At 64.7% G+C, this 19,083-nt stretch carries 12 protein-coding genes; 9 read left to right on the plus strand and 3 right to left on the minus strand.

Features of this window, described 5'->3' with window-relative positions:
• Window positions 1–191: 191 nt before the first annotated feature.
• Together Q0R16_RS11455 and Q0R16_RS11460 are read left to right on the plus strand one after the other, a co-directional pair.
• A complete protein-coding gene (locus Q0R16_RS11455) occupies window positions 192–3,161 on the plus strand; it encodes a TonB-dependent receptor (protein ID WP_295636029.1) in 2,970 nt (989 codons plus the stop codon).
• 4 nt (window positions 3,162–3,165) lie between these two features.
• Window positions 3,166–4,134 (plus strand): alpha/beta hydrolase, encoded by a 969-nt coding sequence (locus Q0R16_RS11460; RefSeq protein WP_295636030.1) that lies wholly within the window; start codon window positions 3,166–3,168, stop codon window positions 4,132–4,134.
• Here Q0R16_RS11460 and Q0R16_RS11465 read toward each other — a convergent pair.
• On the minus strand, window positions 4,131–5,969 hold the full coding sequence (locus Q0R16_RS11465) for an alpha/beta fold hydrolase (RefSeq protein ID WP_295636031.1): 1,839 nt from the start codon (window positions 5,967–5,969) through the stop codon (window positions 4,131–4,133). The two genes, Q0R16_RS11460 and Q0R16_RS11465, sit on opposite strands and share 4 nt — an antisense overlap.
• A 105-nt stretch (window positions 5,970–6,074) precedes the next feature.
• Here Q0R16_RS11465 and Q0R16_RS11470 point away from each other — a divergent pair, with 105 nt between their 5' ends.
• The 5 genes from Q0R16_RS11470 (at window position 6,075) to Q0R16_RS11490 (ending at window position 15,213) form a co-directional block, all read left to right on the plus strand.
• Window positions 6,075–7,391, plus strand: a complete 1,317-nt coding sequence (locus Q0R16_RS11470; protein ID WP_295636032.1) for a surface lipoprotein assembly modifier — start codon at window positions 6,075–6,077, stop codon at window positions 7,389–7,391.
• Window positions 7,392–7,407: 16 nt separating this feature from the next.
• The gene (locus Q0R16_RS11475) at window positions 7,408–12,243 is read left to right on the plus strand and encodes a hypothetical protein (RefSeq protein ID WP_295636033.1); all 4,836 of its coding nucleotides are present in this window, start codon (window positions 7,408–7,410) and stop codon (window positions 12,241–12,243) included.
• Between the two features lie 135 nt (window positions 12,244–12,378).
• Window positions 12,379–13,539 carry a beta-ketoacyl-ACP synthase III gene (locus Q0R16_RS11480; RefSeq protein ID WP_295636034.1) on the plus strand — a complete coding sequence of 387 codons (1,161 nt, stop codon included), beginning with the start codon at window positions 12,379–12,381 and terminating at the stop codon, window positions 13,537–13,539.
• A 74-nt stretch (window positions 13,540–13,613) separates the two neighbouring features.
• Window positions 13,614–14,363 (plus strand): phosphatidylserine decarboxylase, encoded by a 750-nt coding sequence (locus Q0R16_RS11485; RefSeq protein ID WP_295636035.1) that lies wholly within the window; start codon window positions 13,614–13,616, stop codon window positions 14,361–14,363.
• A 43-nt stretch (window positions 14,364–14,406) separates the two neighbouring features.
• On the plus strand, window positions 14,407–15,213 hold the full coding sequence (locus tag Q0R16_RS11490; RefSeq protein WP_295636041.1) for a phosphatidylcholine/phosphatidylserine synthase: 807 nt from the start codon (window positions 14,407–14,409) through the stop codon (window positions 15,211–15,213).
• On the opposite strand, the gene Q0R16_RS11495 is transcribed toward Q0R16_RS11490, so the two are convergent.
• On the minus strand, window positions 15,173–15,472 hold the full coding sequence (locus Q0R16_RS11495) for a hypothetical protein (RefSeq protein WP_295636036.1): 300 nt from the start codon (window positions 15,470–15,472) through the stop codon (window positions 15,173–15,175). The two genes, Q0R16_RS11490 and Q0R16_RS11495, sit on opposite strands and share 41 nt — an antisense overlap.
• Window positions 15,473–15,943: 471 nt before the next feature.
• On the opposite strand from Q0R16_RS11495, the gene rpsB reads away from it, so the two are divergent.
• Both rpsB and tsf read left to right on the plus strand, forming a co-directional pair.
• A complete protein-coding gene (gene rpsB, locus Q0R16_RS11500; protein ID WP_295636037.1) occupies window positions 15,944–16,789 on the plus strand; it encodes a 30S ribosomal protein S2 in 846 nt (281 codons plus the stop codon).
• A 135-nt stretch (window positions 16,790–16,924) separates the two neighbouring features.
• Window positions 16,925–17,851 carry a translation elongation factor Ts gene (gene tsf / locus Q0R16_RS11505; RefSeq protein WP_295636038.1) on the plus strand — a complete coding sequence of 309 codons (927 nt, stop codon included), beginning with the start codon at window positions 16,925–16,927 and terminating at the stop codon, window positions 17,849–17,851.
• Window positions 17,852–17,969: 118 nt separating this feature from the next.
• Here tsf and Q0R16_RS11510 read toward each other — a convergent pair.
• Window positions 17,970–19,083, minus strand: a 1,114-nt coding sequence (locus Q0R16_RS11510; protein WP_295636039.1) for a M48 family metalloprotease, incomplete at its 5' end; no start/stop codon positions are given.

Raw genomic sequence — 19,083 nt, forward strand, 5'->3', positions numbered from 1 at the left:
AAGCACGGACCAGCGGTTCGGAAGAAGCGGCGTCCACAAGGGCGCCAGGGGATGAGGTGCCGGGGCCGGGTTTGCATGAACCTCCCTTTGACACCGGTAGCAATCAGACGCGGCAACGCGCCTGACACTGGCCAACCGGCTGCGGCAACGCGGCCGATATTTGAAAGCCGCAAGGCTGGATGGGGAATGTCATGAATCAGCCGATCAAACGCGTGTCGCTTGCCAGGACCTCGTTGCTTGCAGGTTGCGCGATGGCGCTTGCAGGCTTCGGGTCCACCGTAGCCCATGCCGAGGCCGCCGCCACGCCCGCTCCAGGCGCTGCCGACACAGCCGCCGCCGAAGCACCCGAAGATACCACCAACCAGATCGTCGTCAGCGGTTTCCGCAAATCGCTCGAAGCGGCGCTGACGCTCAAGCGCGATTCGGTTGCCTCGGTCGATGCGATCGTGGCCGAAGACATCTCGAAATTCCCCGACCAGAACTTGGCCGAATCGCTCCAGCGCATCCCCGGCATCGCCATTTCGCGCGATGGTGGCGAAGGCCGCCAGATCACCGTGCGCGGCCTTGGTGGCCAGTTCGCCACGGTGCGGCTCAACGGCTTGCAGTCGCAGGCCGCGACCTTCAACGCCGGCAGCGGCGGCGGTGCCAACCGCGAACGTGCGTTCGATTTCAACTTGTTCGCCAGCGAGCTGTTCAAGTCGCTGATCGTCCACAAGACCGCCGAAGCGCAGCTTGACGAAGGATCGCTGGGCGCGGTCGTGGATCTCAACACCGGGCATCCGCTCGGTGGCAAGGAAGGGCTGCATGGCGCGGTTTCGGCGCAAGGCTACTACAACGACCTGAGCCGCAAACTTTCGCCCAAACTTTCGGGCCTGCTCAATTGGAAAAGCCCTGACGGTACGCTGGGGATCAATGCGTCGGTCGCCTATTCGAAGGGCAGCACGCTCGAACTGGGCAACAACACCACGCGCTGGGCCCAGGCGGCGTTCAAATCCGTGACGCTGGGCGGGGTGACCACCCCATGCTTCAACGCGGCGGGCAACTATGTGTCAAGCGTGTCTTGCGACCAGGCTTCGCTCTCGTTCCACCCGCGCATTCCGCGTTACGGCATCATTTCTCATGATCGCAACCGCTTGGGCCTGACCGGCGCGATCGAATGGCAGCCGACCGATCGGACGCATATCGAGATCGACGGGCTCTATTCGCGCTATAGGGAAGTGCGCACCGAAAAGTGGGCGGAGGTGCTGTTCCGCACCAATGAAAACCAGATCGCGGTCATCAATCCGACTTACGATTCCAACAACAACATGATCACGGGCACTTTCAACAATGCCTTTGATCGCCATGAAAACTACTACCAGGTCCAGCGCGACACGTTTGCGCAGATCAACGGCAAGTTCGACCAGCAACTGACCGACAAGCTGAAGGCGACGTTGTCGGGTGGCTATTCGAAGGCCGTGGCCGACGTGCCGATCGCAACCACGCTGATGCTCGACAACCTGAGCGCGACCGGCACGCCCAATTCGCAAGGCTACGTCTACGACTACACCGCCATGAAATCGCCGGTGCTGGCCTTCGGTACCGGCGCCAGCGATCCGACCAACCCCGCCAATTACCAGCTTACCACAATCCGCGACCGGCCCAACTCGGTGACCAACAAGTTCCGCACCGCCAAGCTCGATTTCGAATGGGACGTGGCCGAGGGCTTCAAGGCACGCGCCGGCGGGTTCTACCGCCAGTTCGACTTCGTCTCGGTCAGTGGTATCCGCGACACCGCGGCTTGCGCAGCCAAGGGTTCGACGCCGTCATTCGGCCCGGGCACCGCGGCGATCTGCACATCGGCCGCAGCAGGCTATCCGCTCTCGGCCTTCCCGGCGATCGCCACCGATCTCGTCACGCTGGGCAACAACGGCCAGCCTGCGGGCACGAGCAACAGCTACGTGATCGCCAACCTCGATAGCGGAACGGCGTTTTCGGGACTTTACAACCGCCCGTTCGGGCCGACCACCGACATCGGCAACAACCGCAGCGTGCGCGAAAAGGAAAAGGGCTTCTATTTCCAGGTCGACGCCAAGGGCAATCTGCTTGGCCTCGATTATTCGCTGGCGGCGGGCATCCGCTACATCAAGACCGACGTGGCATCGACGGGCAACAACCTCTCGGCCACTACGCCAGCGGTGGCGGTGCCGACCACGCTGACCAATTCGTACGATAACTGGCTGCCCTCGCTAAACGTCAACTTCTTCCCGACGCGCAACGTGATTGTGCGCTTCGCGATTGCCGACGTGATGACGCGGCCATCGCTCGGCAACTTGTCGCCCAGCGCCTCGATCGACCAGACCAACCTGCGGATCAGCTACGGCAACCCCGGGCTGCAGCCGGCCATTGCCACCAATTACGATGCCGGCGTGGAATGGTACTTCGCGCCCGGATCGGTGCTGTCGGTTGCCGCATTCAGCAAGAACGTCAGCGCGAGCACGATTTCCAATGCGCTCTCGGGCCAGACTTTCGCATCGAGCGGGCTTTCCACCGCGCTGCTCAACCCCACGCTGCCGGGCTTCAAGGACGCTGTCACCAACGGCGATGCGGGCAACTGGACGATCACCCGCATCGTGAACTCGGCCACGACGCAGAATATCAAGGGTCTGGAATTCGGCCTGCAACTGCCCTTCACGTTCCTGCCTGGCGTGCTGCGTCACTTCGGCGGCATCTTCAACGCGACGTTCACCAAGTCGAACGTGAGCTACACCAACCTGCAGGGCGCGGTCACCGCGGTCGCCCCGGGGACCAAGTCGGGCCTGGCCACTGCGCCGTTGCTCACGGTCGTGGGGCCGTTCGTCAACGCCTCGAAGCGGCAGTTCAACGCCACGCTGTATTATGAGGATACCCGCTTCGGCGTGCGCGCTTCGTATTCGTATCGCGGGCCGTATTTCGACTCGGTCGGCTCGGGCAACAGCAACATCTTCGACGGCTTTTCCGCCATCAAGACGCTCGATGCCTCGGCGCGGTTTACGGTGATGACCAACCTCGACCTCACCGTCGACGCCAACAACCTGCTCGATGCGTACATCACCCACTTCACCGACGTGAACGCGCAGCGCAACCTGGAATACTACCACACCGGTCGCGTGATCACGTTCGGTGCGCGGCTCAAGTTCTGACGCTGTGACAGTCTCGCGCCGCATGGTTGTCGGCGCGGGGCTGGCAGCGGCTGTAGCTCCCGCTGCGGGTGCATCGTCGGCGGGAGCAAGCGCTGACCCTGTCGAAACGATCGACTTGTGGCCGCACGGCGCGCCCGGCGGCCCGGTTCCGGGGCTGGTCGAGGTGATCGACCAGCGCTCGCACGATCCGGCGCTTCCCGATCGCGCGATCCACGGCATCTCGCGCCCGCGCATGGTGGTGTTCCGGCCGGCGCGGCCCAACGGTGCGGCGGTGCTGATCAGTCCCGGCGGCGGATACCGCTGGGTGGTGGTCGACAAGGAAGGCTACGAATTCGGACGCTGGCTGGCGGCGCGCGGATTTACAGCTTTCGTGCTGTTCTACCGCTTGCCCGGTGAGGGCTGGGCGGGCGGGCCCGATACCCCGCTGCAGGACGCACAGCGCGCGATGCGGCTGATCCGCCACCGGGCCAGCGATTACGGCATCGACTCCGCAAGAGTGGCGGCACTGGGCTTTTCGGCAGGCGGCCATGTCTGCGCCGATCTGGCCGCGCGCTTTGCCACGCCGGTCTACGCGGCGGTCGACGCGGCCGACGCGCTATCGGCCCGCCCGATCTACGCCGCGCCGCTTTATCCGGTGATCAGCATGGATGCCGCAATCGCGCACCCGGGATCGCGAGCGCTGCTGCTTGGTCCATCGCCGACCGCCACATTGGAAGCCACGCACTCGCCCGATCGACAGATCCCGCTCGATGCACCGCCGCATTTCCTGCTCCACGCCGAGGATGATCCTGCGGTCCCGGTCGAAAACACGCTGCGCCTCCACGCCGCGTTGCGCGCACGCAAGATCCCGGTCGAGATGCACTTGTTTGCCGAAGGCGGCCATGGTTTCGGCTTGCGACTGGCAGCCGGCAAACCCGTCGCCGTGTGGCCCGATTTGTGGCTGGCATGGGCGATGCGACTTGGCTTTGGCTAGATTGCACAGCCTTGCAAGGCCGATGCAACCTCGTTTGCATGGGTAACATGCAGGTAGTGGCCGCCTTCGGGGATGCACACCTCGCGTACCCCGGGAAGCGTCGCGCGCCAGAAGTCGCAGACTTCGTGATAGCGGTACATCGGGCTCGCCCCGCCGTGCATCAGCGTCCAGTTCGAGGCGTCGGGCAAGGCTTGCGGATCGGCCTTGGGCATCGCCAGAATCTCACGGACGAAGCCGGTTTGCGTCATGGCGGCCTGGCGCGAAGCGCGGATCAAGGCGTTGCGCTCGGCGGGATCGTCAAGCACCGCGAGGTCGATCGCGCTGCCCGATATCGACCCACGCAGCAGCTTTTCGATTTGCTGCGAGCTTGAGCGCCGGCCCAGCAACTTTGCAAAACTTTCGACCACGAAGGCATTGTCGAACAACAGCGCACGGCCGTGGCCGATCATTCCGCGCCGCCTGCCATCGAAGCGCGCCGGCGAATCTGGCGCGAGCATTACCCCGCCGGCGATCCGCGCAGGCAATGCCGCCGCCGTGGCCATCACGGCGTGACTGCCCCCGCGAGACAGGATCAAGGCCCGGTCTATGCCAAGTGCGTCGAGCAGGCACTCGACATCGCGTGAGGCCGTCGTCCAGGGATTGGCGTCGATGGCGTCGGTCAAGCCGAATCCGGCGCGATCGAACGAGATCGGGCGGAACCCTTCGCGCTGAAGCGTAGCGACGAGCCTGGGTGAAATCGAACGCCCCATCAGCGACGAATTGGTGATCAAAACCGGGATTGCACCCCTCGGTCCAAAGTCGGACACGCTGATCTTTCCGTCTGCCCAACCGCGCTGGATGAGCTGGAGCGGTTCGGCATGAGCATCGCCGATGGTGATTTCGACATGACAAGCTGTGGCAAGGCCAGCAAGGACATCGACTTCGGCAACTATCCGCGAGAGATCGACCGCATTGGCCACACCGCAGGCCGTAAATGCCGCCTTCAGGTCGGATTTCGCGCGGTTGACCGAAACGCCGATCAGGTCCGCCGCCTGGTCGCGCGTTGCGCCGAACGCCAGAGCGCGCGCCAATTGCGCCTGGCTGATGGTCAGTCCGAACAACTCGGCGAACAGCGTGGCCACGCTGTCGGGCGCGCACAAGTCCCCCGCCGCCAGCCGGACCATGGCGCGAACCAAATCGGTCTGGCGGCGTGAGCCGGTTTTCTTGAGAATGCCGCCGATCGTTGTCCGCGCTGTTTCGTAAGTCATGCCGACGGCAACGCTGGCTTGCTTGAGGTCACCGATGCGGGCGAGGGCCGCGGTGAGGCGGGTTTCCGACGGCGCCAGCCCGAAGGCCTGCCCGGCGCGCTGCCACCCGGTTTCTCCCGGCTTGAAGGCGATGACCGCATAGTCGGCCCGGTTGGTGTCCAGTGCCGTGCGGACGGCCGCATCGAGCGGCCAGTTGCGCGTGATCGCGCGCGATCCGGCGGCGAGTGCGATCGGTCGCCCGGTGGCGTCGTCGGCGATCATCGAAACTTGCGGCTTGTCCGGCCGGATGCCCCGAACCACGGCGCTCAGCGGGTCGGGCCCCTGCAGCCAGGCCAGGAAACGTGTGTCGGCAACCTGGATCGTCCCCGATTTGTCACAAGCCGCCGAAGCAAAGGACCCGCTGACGAGATCGGCGGCGCTGCCGGTCGATCGCGCCGATGCAACGTCGATGGCATGGGCGAACGCTTCGGGCATTTCCGCCGTTGCTGCGCCGAACCCGTCGGGGTCTTCCGCGAACAGGTGGAGCGGCGATCCGACCAGTTCGGTTGCGCGGAAACGATCAAGGAATGCGCTTGCGCGGCTGCTCATGGCCACTGGCTATCCGGAAAAAGATTGTTTCTCAATACCTCTCAAATGGGGGGCCGCAGCCGACCCGGCCTCGCATATCGATGGCGGGAAATCAGGGGGTTCGGAATGATCCGCAGTGCCGTATATTCTTGCGCCTTTGCCGCGATCGGCACGCTCAGCCTGCCGGCCATAGCCTTCGCTGCCGATGATCCGCTGCTGAAGGCGACCACGCTGCTGAAGGCGGGCCATGCGCGCGAAGCGTATGCGCTGCTTGGCCCGCAGGCCGCCGAACGCGCCGACGATCCCGAATTCGACTACGTTCTCGGGCTGGCGGCGATCGATTCGGGTCATCTGCCCGAAGCCATCCTGGCGTTGCAACGCGCTTTGGCGATCCAGCCTGATCATGCCCAGGCCCGCGCTGAAATCGCGCGGGCTTATGCGATGGCGGGAGACGTCAATACCGCGCGACGCGAATTCAGCCTGGTCGCAGGCGACCCGACGATCCCCGATCCGGTCCGGCAGCGTTTCAACGGGCTGGTGCGTGGGTTGGACAAGGTCAACAAGCCCGGACTTTCCCTGTCCGGCTATGTCGAGGCCGGCGCCGGTTACGACAGCAACGTCAACGCGGCGACGAGTGCCTCGCAGCTTGTCATCCCGCTGCTCGCGGCGCTCGGCCCGGCGACTTTGTCGAGCAACGCACAGCGCCAGGGCGACGGGTTCGGTCTGACCGAAGGCGGGCTCAGCGTCGAATATGGCCTGGACCGGCAATCGCGGCTGTTCGCGAGCGTGCTGGGCTCGGGCCACGTCAACTTCCACCAGCGCGCCTTCGACCAGGCGCTCGCCGTCGCGACGATCGGTTATGCTTACACCACGCTTTCGCACGATGTGTTCTCGCTGTCGGCGCAAAGCCAGCGCTTCTGGATCGATGGGTCGTCCTATCGCGCCGCCAATGGCGGGATCGCGCAGTTCACGCATGTGCTGGGTGCACAGCGGGCGATCTCGGTGTCGGGCCAGGTGTTCGACATCCGCTACCAGACCGATCCGCTGCGCAACGCCAAACGCTACTCGGGCGCGCTGACCTACACCGACGGTGGCTATTCGGCCAACGTGTCGGGCGGCACCGAACAGGCGAACGCGGCAGCCTCGAAATACCTGAGCAACGGCTTCGTCAACGGCCGCCTTGCAGCCGAACGGCCGGTTGCGAAATCGACCACGCTGTTCGCCAGCTTCTCGATCGAGCATCGCCAATACCAGGCGCCCGATCCGCTGTTCCTGGTCAAGCGGCGCGACACCCAGTTCGATGCCTCTGCGGGGCTGCGCTATCGCCTGTCGCGGCAGTTCATCCTCTCGCCTCAGCTTGGCTACACCCACAACGCCAGCAACATCGCGCTGAACCGTTACGACCGGGTGACCACCAGCCTTTCGCTTCGTCTTGAATTCTAAGGTTTAGGAACCGCCCATGCGCCGTCCGCAACTCGCCCGCCGCCAGTCTGTCCTGTCCAAGTCGACGCTGCCCTCACTTCGCTTCACCCTCATGGCTGGTGGAGCGATGCTGTCGCTCGCCACATCGGATGCCCAGGCGTTGAGCATCCTGTTTGCCCGCGGCGCAACGGCGGGTGGGCAGGCGGTCAGCTCGGGTCCGGTCGTCCCGGGCCAGCAGATCAACGCGGGTGCAGGCACGGTGCAAGTGCAGTTGAACGATGGCGCAACGGTCTCGCTGGTGGGCGGATCGTTCGAAGTCGAGGCCGATGGCTCGATCACGGTCCAGAGCGGCTCGGTGACGGCGCTCGCCGGACCGGGCGGGGGCACTGTCATGCTCCACCTGCCGGGCAGCGTGAATGCCGCTGTACGCGGCACGGCCGGCGCCGCCACGTTCGCCATAGTCGACGGGCAAGTCGACGGACACGTGCTCGGTGGACAGGCCGATCTGAGCACACCGCGCGGGACTTCGACCTTCAAGCCGGGCCAGGCCTTTGCCGTTGCGTCCGGAGCTGCGCCAAGGCAGGTCGCCGCGTCGCGCGCGATGAACGTGCCCGGTGGGAGCGGTGGCGGCGGCGTCGGCGGCGGCGGCCAGGTCGCCAGGCCGGCGCAATACGTCAATCAGAATGTTGCGATCCCGGCTGTGCCGGGCGGCGGACAAGCCGCAGTTGTCGCGCTTGCAGCGCAACCGGCAAACCCAGGTGGTTCGCTGTTCACCCGCCCGTTCCGGCTGGCATTGGCGGCTTTGACTTCGCCGGTTGCGCCAGTCACACCTACGCCGACACCCACTCCGACGCCTACGCCTACGCCTACGCCTACGCCTACGCCTACGCCTACGCCTACGCCTACGCCTACGCCTACGCCTACGCCTACGCCTACGCCTACGCCTACGCCTACGCCTACACCTACGCCTACACCCACTCCAACCCCAACCCCAACCCCAACCCCGAGTGCCCCTGCCAACAGCGGCGCCGGATCACTTGCCAATATCGCTGGCACCTACACCACCAGATATACCGGGGCCTACAGCATCGACACCGGCCAGGTGATCGCGATCAACACCGCCTTCGAACCCAGTCTCGACGCCAGCGGCGCGCTCACCGCGCTGTTCGTGGGTGGCACGTTTGGAGGCATAATCACGCCGGGCACGCTCAAGACCGTGGAAGTCTATGCCAATGGCAGCGTTGCGATCGGCCGCTGGACCGACGGCATCGCTCAATCCGACAATGCCCCCGGCATCCTCTACACACCCAACAAGAAGGACAGTTACAAATTCACCGCCAACCAGGGGCTGCACTATGCAGTCGGCTCGCTGGTCAGCATCATCCCGGTCAGCGGGCGCGCCGATTATGCGCTCGCATCGGCCACGAAGCCCACCTTCACCGACGGTTCGATCGCCCCGGGCACTTTGACCAGCGCGTCGCTCGCGGTGCTGTTCGGAGCGGCCCCCAAGATCGGTTTCGAAGCCACGCTGGTGATGCCCGAGGCCGGCGGCAATAGCACTTATACGCTCAAGACGCCGGGCGGCGTCGCCAACCCTGCGCTCAACAACCGAGCCACCAGCATCGACGGTTTCGGCAATTTCGCCACCGGGTTCGCCGTTAGCGGATCTTTCAAGGCCTGCGGCGTCAGCGGAACGGGCAGCGCCACCTGTAACGGTACGCTGACTGGAGCCTTTTCGAGCGACCTGGGCGGTGCGGCGCTGGTCTACAGCATCGCCGGAGGCAACGTCGAAGGCGCGGCGGCATTCTACCAGACCGGATCGACCGGCGTGGCCACCTCCGTACCGGCGGGTACACCCAAGGGATCATCGGCTGCCAGCGGGTTGACCGATGGCGCCAACGGCCTCGCATCGATCGCAATGGCTGCGGACAACGGCGTGGTGCTCGGCGGGATTACGCTGAGCACCATCGCGCAAACATATGACGCGACAGGCGCGCTCATGACGATCAATCCGAGCCCGGTAGCGGGCGCCACCTTGTTTGCGCGCGGCACCGCGGTAACGCTCGATCAGCAATCGGGGCCGGGCTGGGAAGTCGGGCGCTGGGCGAGCGGCACCGTATTCTCGTCCGACCAGAAGTACGGCGGTTTCGGGACCGCGCTTTATGGCGCGGGCAGCGGGTTCCACTATGTTTCATTCGCCAAGCCGACCGGCACGCTGCCGACGGGCCTGATCAGCTATGTCCTGGGCGGAGCGACCAGCCCGACGTATTCGGACGGGCGCCTGACGACCGCCAGTGCCTTCACTGGGACGCTGGCGATCGACACCGCCAATGCGGGCTACAAGGTCGGCCTTCAGGGCCAGATCGCGACGACCGATACCGCCGGCGCGAACACTTTCGCGTTCACGACGGCCGGAGGCACCGCAGCCCCGTCTGCACCGGTCATCGCGGGCAATGCGCTGCTCGGCGGGGGCGTGGCCGTAGCCGCCACCGGACACGATTGCGTGACCACGCAGTGCTTCTTCAACTTCGGGATCACCAATGGTGGCGATGCCGGCGCGCTGGCCGCAGTGACCTATTTCGTGACCGATGCCGGGGCCGGCACGCAATTGCTCGAAGGTGCCGCGCTATTCACCAAGGCAGGCTTCGTGGCCGCGCCAACCCCAACCCCAACCCCAACCCCAACCCCAACTCCGAGTCCGACGCCTACTCCAACGCCCACTCCGACACCCACCCCAACCCCAACGCCCACAACTGTCAATTACTACGGCGGCGGCTTTGGTGATGCCGGCGTCTATACCGTTGAAGTCGATGCCAACGGCTATCCGACCAAGACGACGAGCATCCGCCGCGGCACCGCCACGGTCACCGATGGCAAGACGACCGCGGATTATGTGATCGGCCGCTATGCCAACGGCACCGAGGAAACCTTCAACAGCCAGGGCGTGACGACCGCCACGCAAACGTACGGCGCCAACGACGGCCGCGCCTTCGCGTTCGCCCGGATCGCGCCTCCCACGCTGCCCACCAGCGGCACCGCGCAGTTCGGGATTGCGGCATTCACCACGCCCATCTTCGCCGACAAATCGGTGGTGACCGGCGCCTCGCTGACCGGCGGCATCAGCATCGCTTTCGGCACCGCGCCCAAGTACGGCATTGCCGGCATCTTGTCGCTGACCGACGCTGGCACTGCGCAACGCTATGAATTCCAAAGCACCGGCGGGCTGGCCGCGCCATCGTTGCCCAGCTTGCTGACCTTGTTCCCGGTCACCACCACCGACACCCGCTGCGCTTCGCCGTGCACATTCGCCCCCAACTTCGCGATCGGCGGTGCCACGGCTAATGTGGTGGCCGGCAGCTACCAGATCGGCACCTACACCCCCGCCGCGTTCAATACCTTGCTTAGCGGTGCGCTGGTGGCAACTTCGGCCACGCCGGTCGGTGCCGTGCCCGTGGTGCCGGCCGTCGCGATCACCACGACCAACCAGTATGTGTCGAGTTTCTCCGCCAATCTTGCCGGAACGGTCACCGGATCTACCGTCGTCGCGTTCGATGGAGGTCTGCTCGAAAGTTTCACCAACCAGGGGATCAAGTCCTCGCGCGGCACCACCACCAACAACGAAAGCGGTAGCGTGCCGGGCGTGATCGCGTGGACCCGCTGGGCAGGCGGTGTTCAGAACGGCAACACCGTGCCCGCCAATGGAGGCCAGGCCTATATCTGGGGCACACCCGCCACCGCACTGCCCTTGTCCGGAACCGCAACATATTCGCTGATCGGTTCGACAGCGCCCGAAACCGGCAACAACGGCGTCGCCGTCGGTGTGGTGCGGTCGGCTTCGCTCGGGGTTGATTTTCTCACGCAGAAGGTGGGCCTCAGTGCCGTTATCGCAATTGGCGGCAGCGATTACACGCTTTCGACAAACGGCGGCGGCGCGGCCAAACCGGTTCTATCCATCACCAGCGCCCAGTTCTCGAATTTTGGCGATCTGTTGAGTGTGACGGGCGGTTCCTGCACCGCGCAGGCGAATTGCACACCAAATATCAACGGCTTCTTCGCCGGAGTGGGTGCCAGCAACGCCGGATTGGCCTATGATTTCACCACCGCCAGCAGCACCGGCACAGTGTTCGGCACGCTGGCTTTCGGGCAATCGACTTTTACCCCGGCGGTCGAAAAGACGCTCACCGGCCAGCTCCTCACCGGGCCAAACAGTCCCTTCACCAGCCAGGGCTTCAACGCGACGTCGACCGTGTTCTCGACCGACGACGGCAAGCTTGCCGGTTTCACCACCAGCCCAACCAGCACCATTCTGCGTGGCACCAACACCGACAACGAGAACGGCGGCATCGCAGGAGTGATCGGCTGGACGCGCTGGGCCGGGGGAACGACCGCAGGCCCCGGGCCGCGCACGATCCCGGCAACTTCGGGCCAGGCGCTGATCTGGGGCTCGCCCGCCACCGCAGTGCCCACCAGCGGCAGCGCGACATACGCCATGATCGGGGCGACCGCACCGCAGATCTTCGATACCAACTCGGGCGCGACATCGCTGGGCACGGCCAAGTCGGCCTCGCTCGGGGTGGACTTTGCCACGCGCAAGCTGGGTGTCGCGGGGGTGATCGCCGCGTCGGGCATCGACTACAGCTTCACTTCGACCGGTGGGGTGGCCGCACCGTCGATCGCGCTGACCACGGCTAACGGCTATTCGGGCAACGGCACGGTCACCGGCGGAACGAACACCTCGGCATCGCCCGCAACGATCAGCCTCGCGGGCTTCCTCGCCGGGCCCGGTGCCAGCGCAGCGGCTTTGACTTATGGCTTCAACGCGACCAGCCGACTGAATGTCACCGGCACGATAGCCTTTTCCAAGGGGCCGTGAGGGGGGACCCGGCCCCATGACTTCGGCAGACGAACGAGAGCCGCCACGCACTATTGCACGGCAAATCCGGTGCCTTGTCGACACAAAGGCGCGTGGACTTGCGGGAGCGGGGGGCGAGCAGTAGGGTCCAGCCGCATGTCGACCACCGCTTTGCCACATCCCGGACCTTTGGCCGGGCCGCACCCCGTGATTTCCGCAACCGGGCTGTTCACCCCGCCCGACAGCATCAGCAACGACGAGCTTGTCGCCAGCTTCAACGCTTACGCCGATGCACACAACGGCGCCAACGAAGCGGCGATTGCGGCCGGCGACATCGCCGCGATCCTGCCCAGTTCCGCCGAATTCATCGAGAAGGCGAGCGGGATCAAATCGCGCTTCGTGCTCAGCAAGGCGCCGATCCTCGATCCCGTGATCATGGCGCCGCGTTTGCCCGAACGGCCCAACGATCAGATATCAGTGCTGGCGGAAATGGCCGTGGCGGCGGCGCGCGAAGCCCTCGCCCGGGCCGGGCGCGAACCCGGTGACGTCGATGCGGTGTTGTGCGCGGCTTCGAACATGCAGCGCCCCTATCCGGCGATGGCGGTCGAGATCCAGGACGCGCTGGGGATCGAGGGCTTCGGCTTCGACATGAACGTGGCATGTTCGTCGGCCACGTTCGGCATCCAGACTGCCGCCGATTACGTCCGCGCCGGGCACGCACGATCGGTGCTGGTGGTCAGCCCCGAAGTCTGTTCGGGCCACCTCAACTGGCGCGATCGCGACAGTCACTTCATTTTCGGCGATGTCGCAACAGCCGTGCTGGTCGAGGACGCCAGCATCGCACCGCGCCCGCATTGGGATATTCTCGGCACACGCCTCGTCACAAAATTTTCCAACAATATCCGCAACAACTTCGGTTTCCTGAACCGAGCGGCGCCTGAAAACCGCGATACTGCCGACAAGCTGTTCGTCCAGGAAGGCCGCAAGGTTTTCAAGGAAGTGGTGCCGATGGTGGCGGCGATGATCGTCGATGAAGCTGCACGGCTGGGGATCGAGCCGGCAGGATTGCGCCGGCTGTGGCTGCACCAGGCCAACGCCGGCATGAACCGGTTGATCGCGCAGCGGGTCCTCGGCCACGAAGCCAGCGAGGACGAATCCCCGACCGTGCTGGATACTTACGGCAATACGTCAAGCGCGGGTTCGGTGATCGCGTTCCATTTGCACAACGCGGATTTGGCCGAAGGCGACACCGGTCTGCTGTGCTCGTTCGGGGCAGGCTACTCGGCCGGTGCGGTGTTCTTGCGCAAAGTGGGCTGACCGATGGCAGCTTGGCGGCAACATTTCCCGAACGCGTGCTTGCCGTGCATCGAGCCAACCCCTAGATGAGCCGCATGCCCGGAGATATTCTCGATAACAGGGGGCGCGGAACTGCCGGCTGGAGCTGGCCGCCCGTTCACCCCGAGGGTCGCAAGTTCGGTGCCGCAGCCGCGGTGGTGACAGCGATCGCCGCTTTGCTCGGTTGGCAGGTGCTGGCCTGGCCCCTCGCGCTGTTGACCTTTTGCGTTCTTGCCTTCTTCCGCGATCCGCAGCGGGTTACCCCGCGTGACGATCGCCTGGTCATCGCGCCTGCCGATGGCCTGATTACACTTATCCAGAAAGTGCCGCCACCGGCTGAACTGTGCGTTGCGGATGGCAGCGGCGTGCCGGGACTCGATCCCGCACCCGTTACCCGCGTGTCGATCTTCATGAGCGTGTTCGACGTCCACGTGAACCGCGCGCCGATGGCGGGCACGATTTCGCGCGTGGTCTATATCCCCGGCAAGTTCCTCAACGCCGACCTAGACAAGGCGAGTGAGGAGAACGAACGCCAGCACTTTTTGCTCGATCATGGCAGCGGAGTGCGGATCGGGTTCACGCAGATTGCCGGGCTGATCGCAAGGCGGATCGTCCCGTTTGTAAAGGCTGGCGATATCGTTGCAGCCGGCCAGCGGGTCGGGCTGATCCGCTTCGGAAGCCGGGTCGATGTGTATTTGCCCCAAGGCACCGAGCCGCGCGTGCTGATGGGACAAAGGATCGTCGCTGGCGAGACCGTGCTGGCCGAAATCGGGCAGGTCCCGCTGATCGAGGGCTTCAGCCAATGACGCTGTTGCAATCGGTCAGCTTCAGGTGAGCCTGGAGACGGACGTGGTTAAAGGCGACGATGGCTACGCGGACGATGGCTCGGCATTGCCCAGCGTCGCAAAGGGGCTGGCGTTGCGTGCATTGGCGCCAAACGCGATCACATCCGCGGCATTGTGTTCGGGTCTCACGGGCATCCGCTTTGCGATCAACGGTGAGTTCGAGAAAGCGGTCATGGCCGTCATCCTCGCTGGTTTGCTCGATGGTATCGATGGCCGTGTGGCGCGAATGATGAAGGCGGATTCGCGTTTTGGTGCAGAATTGGACAGCTTGGCGGATGCGATTTCGTTCGGCGTGGCGCCCGCGCTGATCCTCTACTTGTGGTCACTCAAGGCCGAGCCGCGTTACGGCTGGTTTGCAGCTTTGGCGCTCGCGGTTTGCTGTGCGCTGCGCCTCGCACGGTTCAATGCGCGGATCGATCTGGATGAACAGCCGCACAAGTCGGCCGGTTTCCTGACCGGTGTGCCTGCTCCGGTGGGTGCCGGGCTTGCGTTCCTGCCGCTGTACTTGTGGATTGCCAGCGGAAGCGAATTGTTCCGCAATCCGGTGTTCGTTGCGTTGTGGGTGGCGGGTATCGCGTTTCTGCTGATCTCGAACCTGGCCACGCTGAGCTGGAAATCGCTGCGGCCGCGCCGATCGGTAAGGTTGGGGTTGATCGCCGTGGTGGGTCTGTCAATCGCCGCGCTGCTGACTGATCCATGGTGGACGCTGGCAGCTATTGCGGTGCTTTATCTTGCGCTCATCCCGCTGGGCATCATCCGCTATGCCCGCGTCAAGCGGCTGCGCACAGCGGCCCCCCAAAAAACGGGGTAGCTGGCCGGCGCTTGCTGGTCAGCGGGGTGATAGTGCTCCCGGTAACGCGGCGCGGACGCACTACGGGTTCGAACGCCGCGACGAGTGCCTTGGCCTCACGCGGCGAACTGAACGCAATTTCCTTTTCGCCCCGGGCCGCACGCACTTGTGCAATCACGGCCATGATCGAAGGCGCCTGCTGGCGCAGCGTAAGCGCGATCACACCCATGGCGAGCATGGCGGAAATGGCGAATGTCAGCGAAACGGCAATGGCAAGCATGGCAACGGTCCCGTGGTCTTGGTCCGACAAGCGGCGCGGATGCACCGGATATCCTGTGGATCATCTGTGGATAACCTTTGAGTTGCGTCCCGGTTCCTGTACATAGAGGTACCGATTCGCCTCACTCACCCTCTGTTCTCTTTTTGTTCTTGGCGGTCAAGCGCAAACCGCGCCAATCCGTGCGTTTTTTGAGAGCAGGCGACAATATCGAACGCGATCAATGAGATCGGCGACGCCAATTTCCTGTTGGGAATTGGGCTGGATTTTTCCCCGAACCTGCGCTAGACGACGCTCCGCTGGAAAACATGCAAGGTGGATCGTCGCGATTCGTCTTGAGGCTATGCAGCAAATCCACATGGGAAGCGCCAACACCGGTGCCGCAGCGGGCCAATGTCTTCGGACCATCCGCACGGTTCCAGCTTCCCAGAGGGGCTCCCGTATTTGGGGGCATAACCGGAAAGGACGTGACTTATGGCGGCTCCCACCGTCTCAATGCAGCAATTGATCGAGGCCGGCGCACACTTCGGCCACCAGACTCACCGCTGGAACCCGCGCATGAAGCCTTACATCTTCGGCGCGCGCAACGGCATCCACATCCTGGATCTGTCGCAGACCGTGCCGCTGTTCGCGCGCGCGCTCGAATTCATCTCGGGTTCGGTCCAGTCGGGCGGCAAGGTCCTGTTCGTCGGCACCAAGCGCCAGGCGCAGCAGCCGATCGCCGATGCCGCTCGTTCGTGCGGCCAGCACTTCGTCAACCACCGCTGGCTGGGCGGCATGCTCACCAACTGGAAGACGATCAGCCAGTCGATCAAGCGCATGAAAACGCTTGAGGAACAGCTTTCGGGCGACACCACCGGCCTTACCAAGAAGGAAGTTCTCCAGCTTACGCGCGAGCGTGACAAGCTGGAAAATTCGCTCGGCGGCATCCGCGACATGGGCGGCATTCCCGACGTGATGTTCGTGATCGACGCCAACAAGGAAGAACTGGCGATCAAGGAAGCCAACGTGCTGGGTATTCCGGTCGTGGCGATCCTCGATTCGAACGTCGATCCCTCGGGCATTTCGTTCCCGATTCCCGCGAACGACGACGCCAGCCGCGCCGTGCGCCTGTACTGCGAAGCCGTTGCAACCGCAGCGACGCGCGGTGGACGCGAAGCGGTTGTGGCATCGGGTGCCGACATCGGCGCGATGGACGAGCCGCTTCCTGAAGTGGCGGTTGAAGAAGTTGTTGTCGAAACCGCTCCGGCGCCTACCATGGCCGAAGTAGCCGAGGCAGTTCCTGCTCCGACCTCGGCCGAAGCGCCGACCGAGGCCTGATTGACAGAGCGGCGGGGGCATAAGTCCCCGCCGCCGTCATCAGCTTGCAACAGGCACGCGCCACCGGCTGCGTACCCTGGATTTCAATTCAAGGTTCCCCGCGCCGATGCCGGGGATTCAAAGAGGATCAATGCGATGGCTTACACCGCCGCTGACGTAAAAACCCTGCGCGAGCGCACTGGCGCCGGCATGATGGATTGCAAGAAGGCGCTCGACGAAGCCGGCGGCGACATGGAAGTCGCGGTTGACGCATTACGCGCGCGCGGCCTGGCCGCTGCCGCCAAGAAGTCGAGCCGCACAGCGGCCGAAGGCCTGGTTGGCGTTGCCGTCAACGGCACAGAAGGCGTGGCGGTCGAGGTCAATTCCGAAACCGATTTCGTCGCCAAGAACGACCAGTTCCAGGATTTCGTGCGCAAGACCACCACGGTCGCGCTCGGCCTGTCGGGCACCGACGTCGATGCGCTCAAGGCTGCGGCTTATCCCGATGGCGGCACGGTCGGCGAAAAGCTCGTCGGCAATGTCGCCACTATCGGTGAAAACCAGCAGGTCCGCCGGATCAAGCGCGTTTCGGTTACCAGCGGGCTGGTCGTGCCCTATATGCACAACGCCGCTGCACCCAACCTCGGCAAGATCGGCGTGCTCGTCGCGCTCGAATCCGAAGCGGGCGCCGATGTGCTCGAACCGTTGGGCAAGCAGATCGCGATGCACATTGCCGCGGCGTTCCCGCTGGCGCTCGACGCTTCGGGGCTCGACCAGGACATGATCGAGCGCGAACGCAAGATCGCCGCCGAAAAGGCTGCCGAAAGCGGCAAGCCCGCCGAAGTCCAGGCCAAGATGGTCGACGGCGCGATCGCCAAGTTCGCCAAAGACAACGCACTGCTCAGCCAGGTGTTCGTGATGGACAACAAGACCCCGGTTGCCCAGGTCGTCGAAAAGGCCGGCAAGGACGCTGGCAAGCCAATCAAGCTGGTTGACTACGTGCGCTTCCAGCTCGGCGAAGGCATTGAAAAGGTCGAAACCGACTTTGCGGCCGAAGTCGCGGCGGCTGCCGGCATCAAGTAAGCCATCCGGCTGCGTTCCTGCGCGAACGCGGTCCTGCCGGGATCAATGGCCGGGATCAAGCAAAGGGCGCCACTGCGAAGTGGCGCCCTTTTGCGTTGGCGCGCTCGCTGGCCCCGGACTACCGCCCCTGCGGCCCGTAAACCACCAGCTTCACCCGGCTGCCCGACGCCAGCCTTTCGGTGCCCGCGGGCAGGCCGTTGAGCACGAGGAAGTGTTCGCGCGCCTGCTTGGGATAGGCCATTTTCGCTGCCAGCGCGGTCACGGTATCGCCGGACTTGATCGTCACCACGCGGATCACGCGCGGGCGCACGGCGGCGGCTTGGGCGGCGGTCATCGCGGTGAAGCTTTCCACCAGCGGCACGAGATCTCCGGCGCCGCGCCCGGCGGGCTGGATCAGCGTGAAGCTGTAGGCCTTGGCCGGTGACCGGGCGATCGCGTAGAACGTCACGTCGAACGCATTGCCCGAACTGTCCTGCGCCGATGCGCTCGTGCTCAGCGCCTGCATCCCGTTGATTGTGTTGGAGGTGGGGTCCGACGGCACCGTGCCCTTGCCATCGGAAATCGCGGCGATGGCGCGGGCCAGCACTGCCTTGAGGTTGCCGTCGTAGGTCCCGCCGGTGAAAGTCGCCTGTCCGCTGCCGCCGCTAATCGCCGAAATCGTCACCGCCTCGGCACCGTTCGACATGCCGTAGCCAGCGGGCGCGGTGAACTTGATGCGGTCATCGGGGAACAGGAAGGTTTGCCCCTCGATCACGCCCTGATGCGGATCGTCCTCGACCAGCATCCCGTCGAGGGCCGGGAGGAAGGCGGCGGAATTGCGCTGTGCTGCAGGCGCGGCGGCACCGGCCGCACGCGCGCGTTGGAGCAGGCGGGCGACGCGCGCGCCAGGTTCGGGGTGGCTCAGCGCCCAGCCGGGCGTGGTGCGGGTATTGCCGCTTTCGCGCTGTTCCAGATCGGTCTGCGCCGCCAACGAGGCGAGCACGGTGGCGGCGGCCCCGGTGGGATAGCCAGCGCGCGCCATGTAGACGGTGCCCAGATCGTCGGCTTCGAATTCGTCCTTGCGTGAATGCGACATCACGTTGCCCACGACCAGCCGCTGGATGCCGGTCTGCCCCAGTTGCTGACCGACTTGCCCCAGCGTACCGTTGCCGAGCAAGCCGCCAAGCACCGCCTGGCCCAGCGCGCCCAGCAGCACGTTGCGCTGGGTGATCTTTGCACGGGCGTCCGAATGG

It is taken from the genome of Novosphingobium sp. (assembly GCF_025351285.1).
GTDB lineage: Bacteria > Pseudomonadota > Alphaproteobacteria > Sphingomonadales > Sphingomonadaceae > Novosphingobium.

What these genes read in the sequence shown, in the direction of transcription:
- Q0R16_RS11455 (WP_295636029.1), top strand. Translation starts at nt 192, where the DNA reads ATGAATCAGCCGATCAAACGCGTGTCGCTTGCCAGGACCTCGTTGCTT.
- Q0R16_RS11465 (WP_295636031.1), bottom strand. Translation starts at nt 5,969, where the DNA reads ATGAGCAGCCGCGCAAGCGCATTCCTTGATCGTTTCCGCGCAACCGAA.
- Q0R16_RS11470 (WP_295636032.1), top strand. Translation starts at nt 6,075, where the DNA reads ATGATCCGCAGTGCCGTATATTCTTGCGCCTTTGCCGCGATCGGCACG.
- Q0R16_RS11475 (WP_295636033.1), top strand. Translation starts at nt 7,408, where the DNA reads ATGCGCCGTCCGCAACTCGCCCGCCGCCAGTCTGTCCTGTCCAAGTCG.
- Q0R16_RS11480 (WP_295636034.1), top strand. Translation starts at nt 12,379, where the DNA reads ATGTCGACCACCGCTTTGCCACATCCCGGACCTTTGGCCGGGCCGCAC.
- Q0R16_RS11485 (WP_295636035.1), top strand. Translation starts at nt 13,614, where the DNA reads ATGCCCGGAGATATTCTCGATAACAGGGGGCGCGGAACTGCCGGCTGG.
- Q0R16_RS11495 (WP_295636036.1), bottom strand. Translation starts at nt 15,472, where the DNA reads ATGCTTGCCATTGCCGTTTCGCTGACATTCGCCATTTCCGCCATGCTC.
- rpsB (WP_295636037.1), top strand. Translation starts at nt 15,944, where the DNA reads ATGGCGGCTCCCACCGTCTCAATGCAGCAATTGATCGAGGCCGGCGCA.
- tsf (WP_295636038.1), top strand. Translation starts at nt 16,925, where the DNA reads ATGGCTTACACCGCCGCTGACGTAAAAACCCTGCGCGAGCGCACTGGC.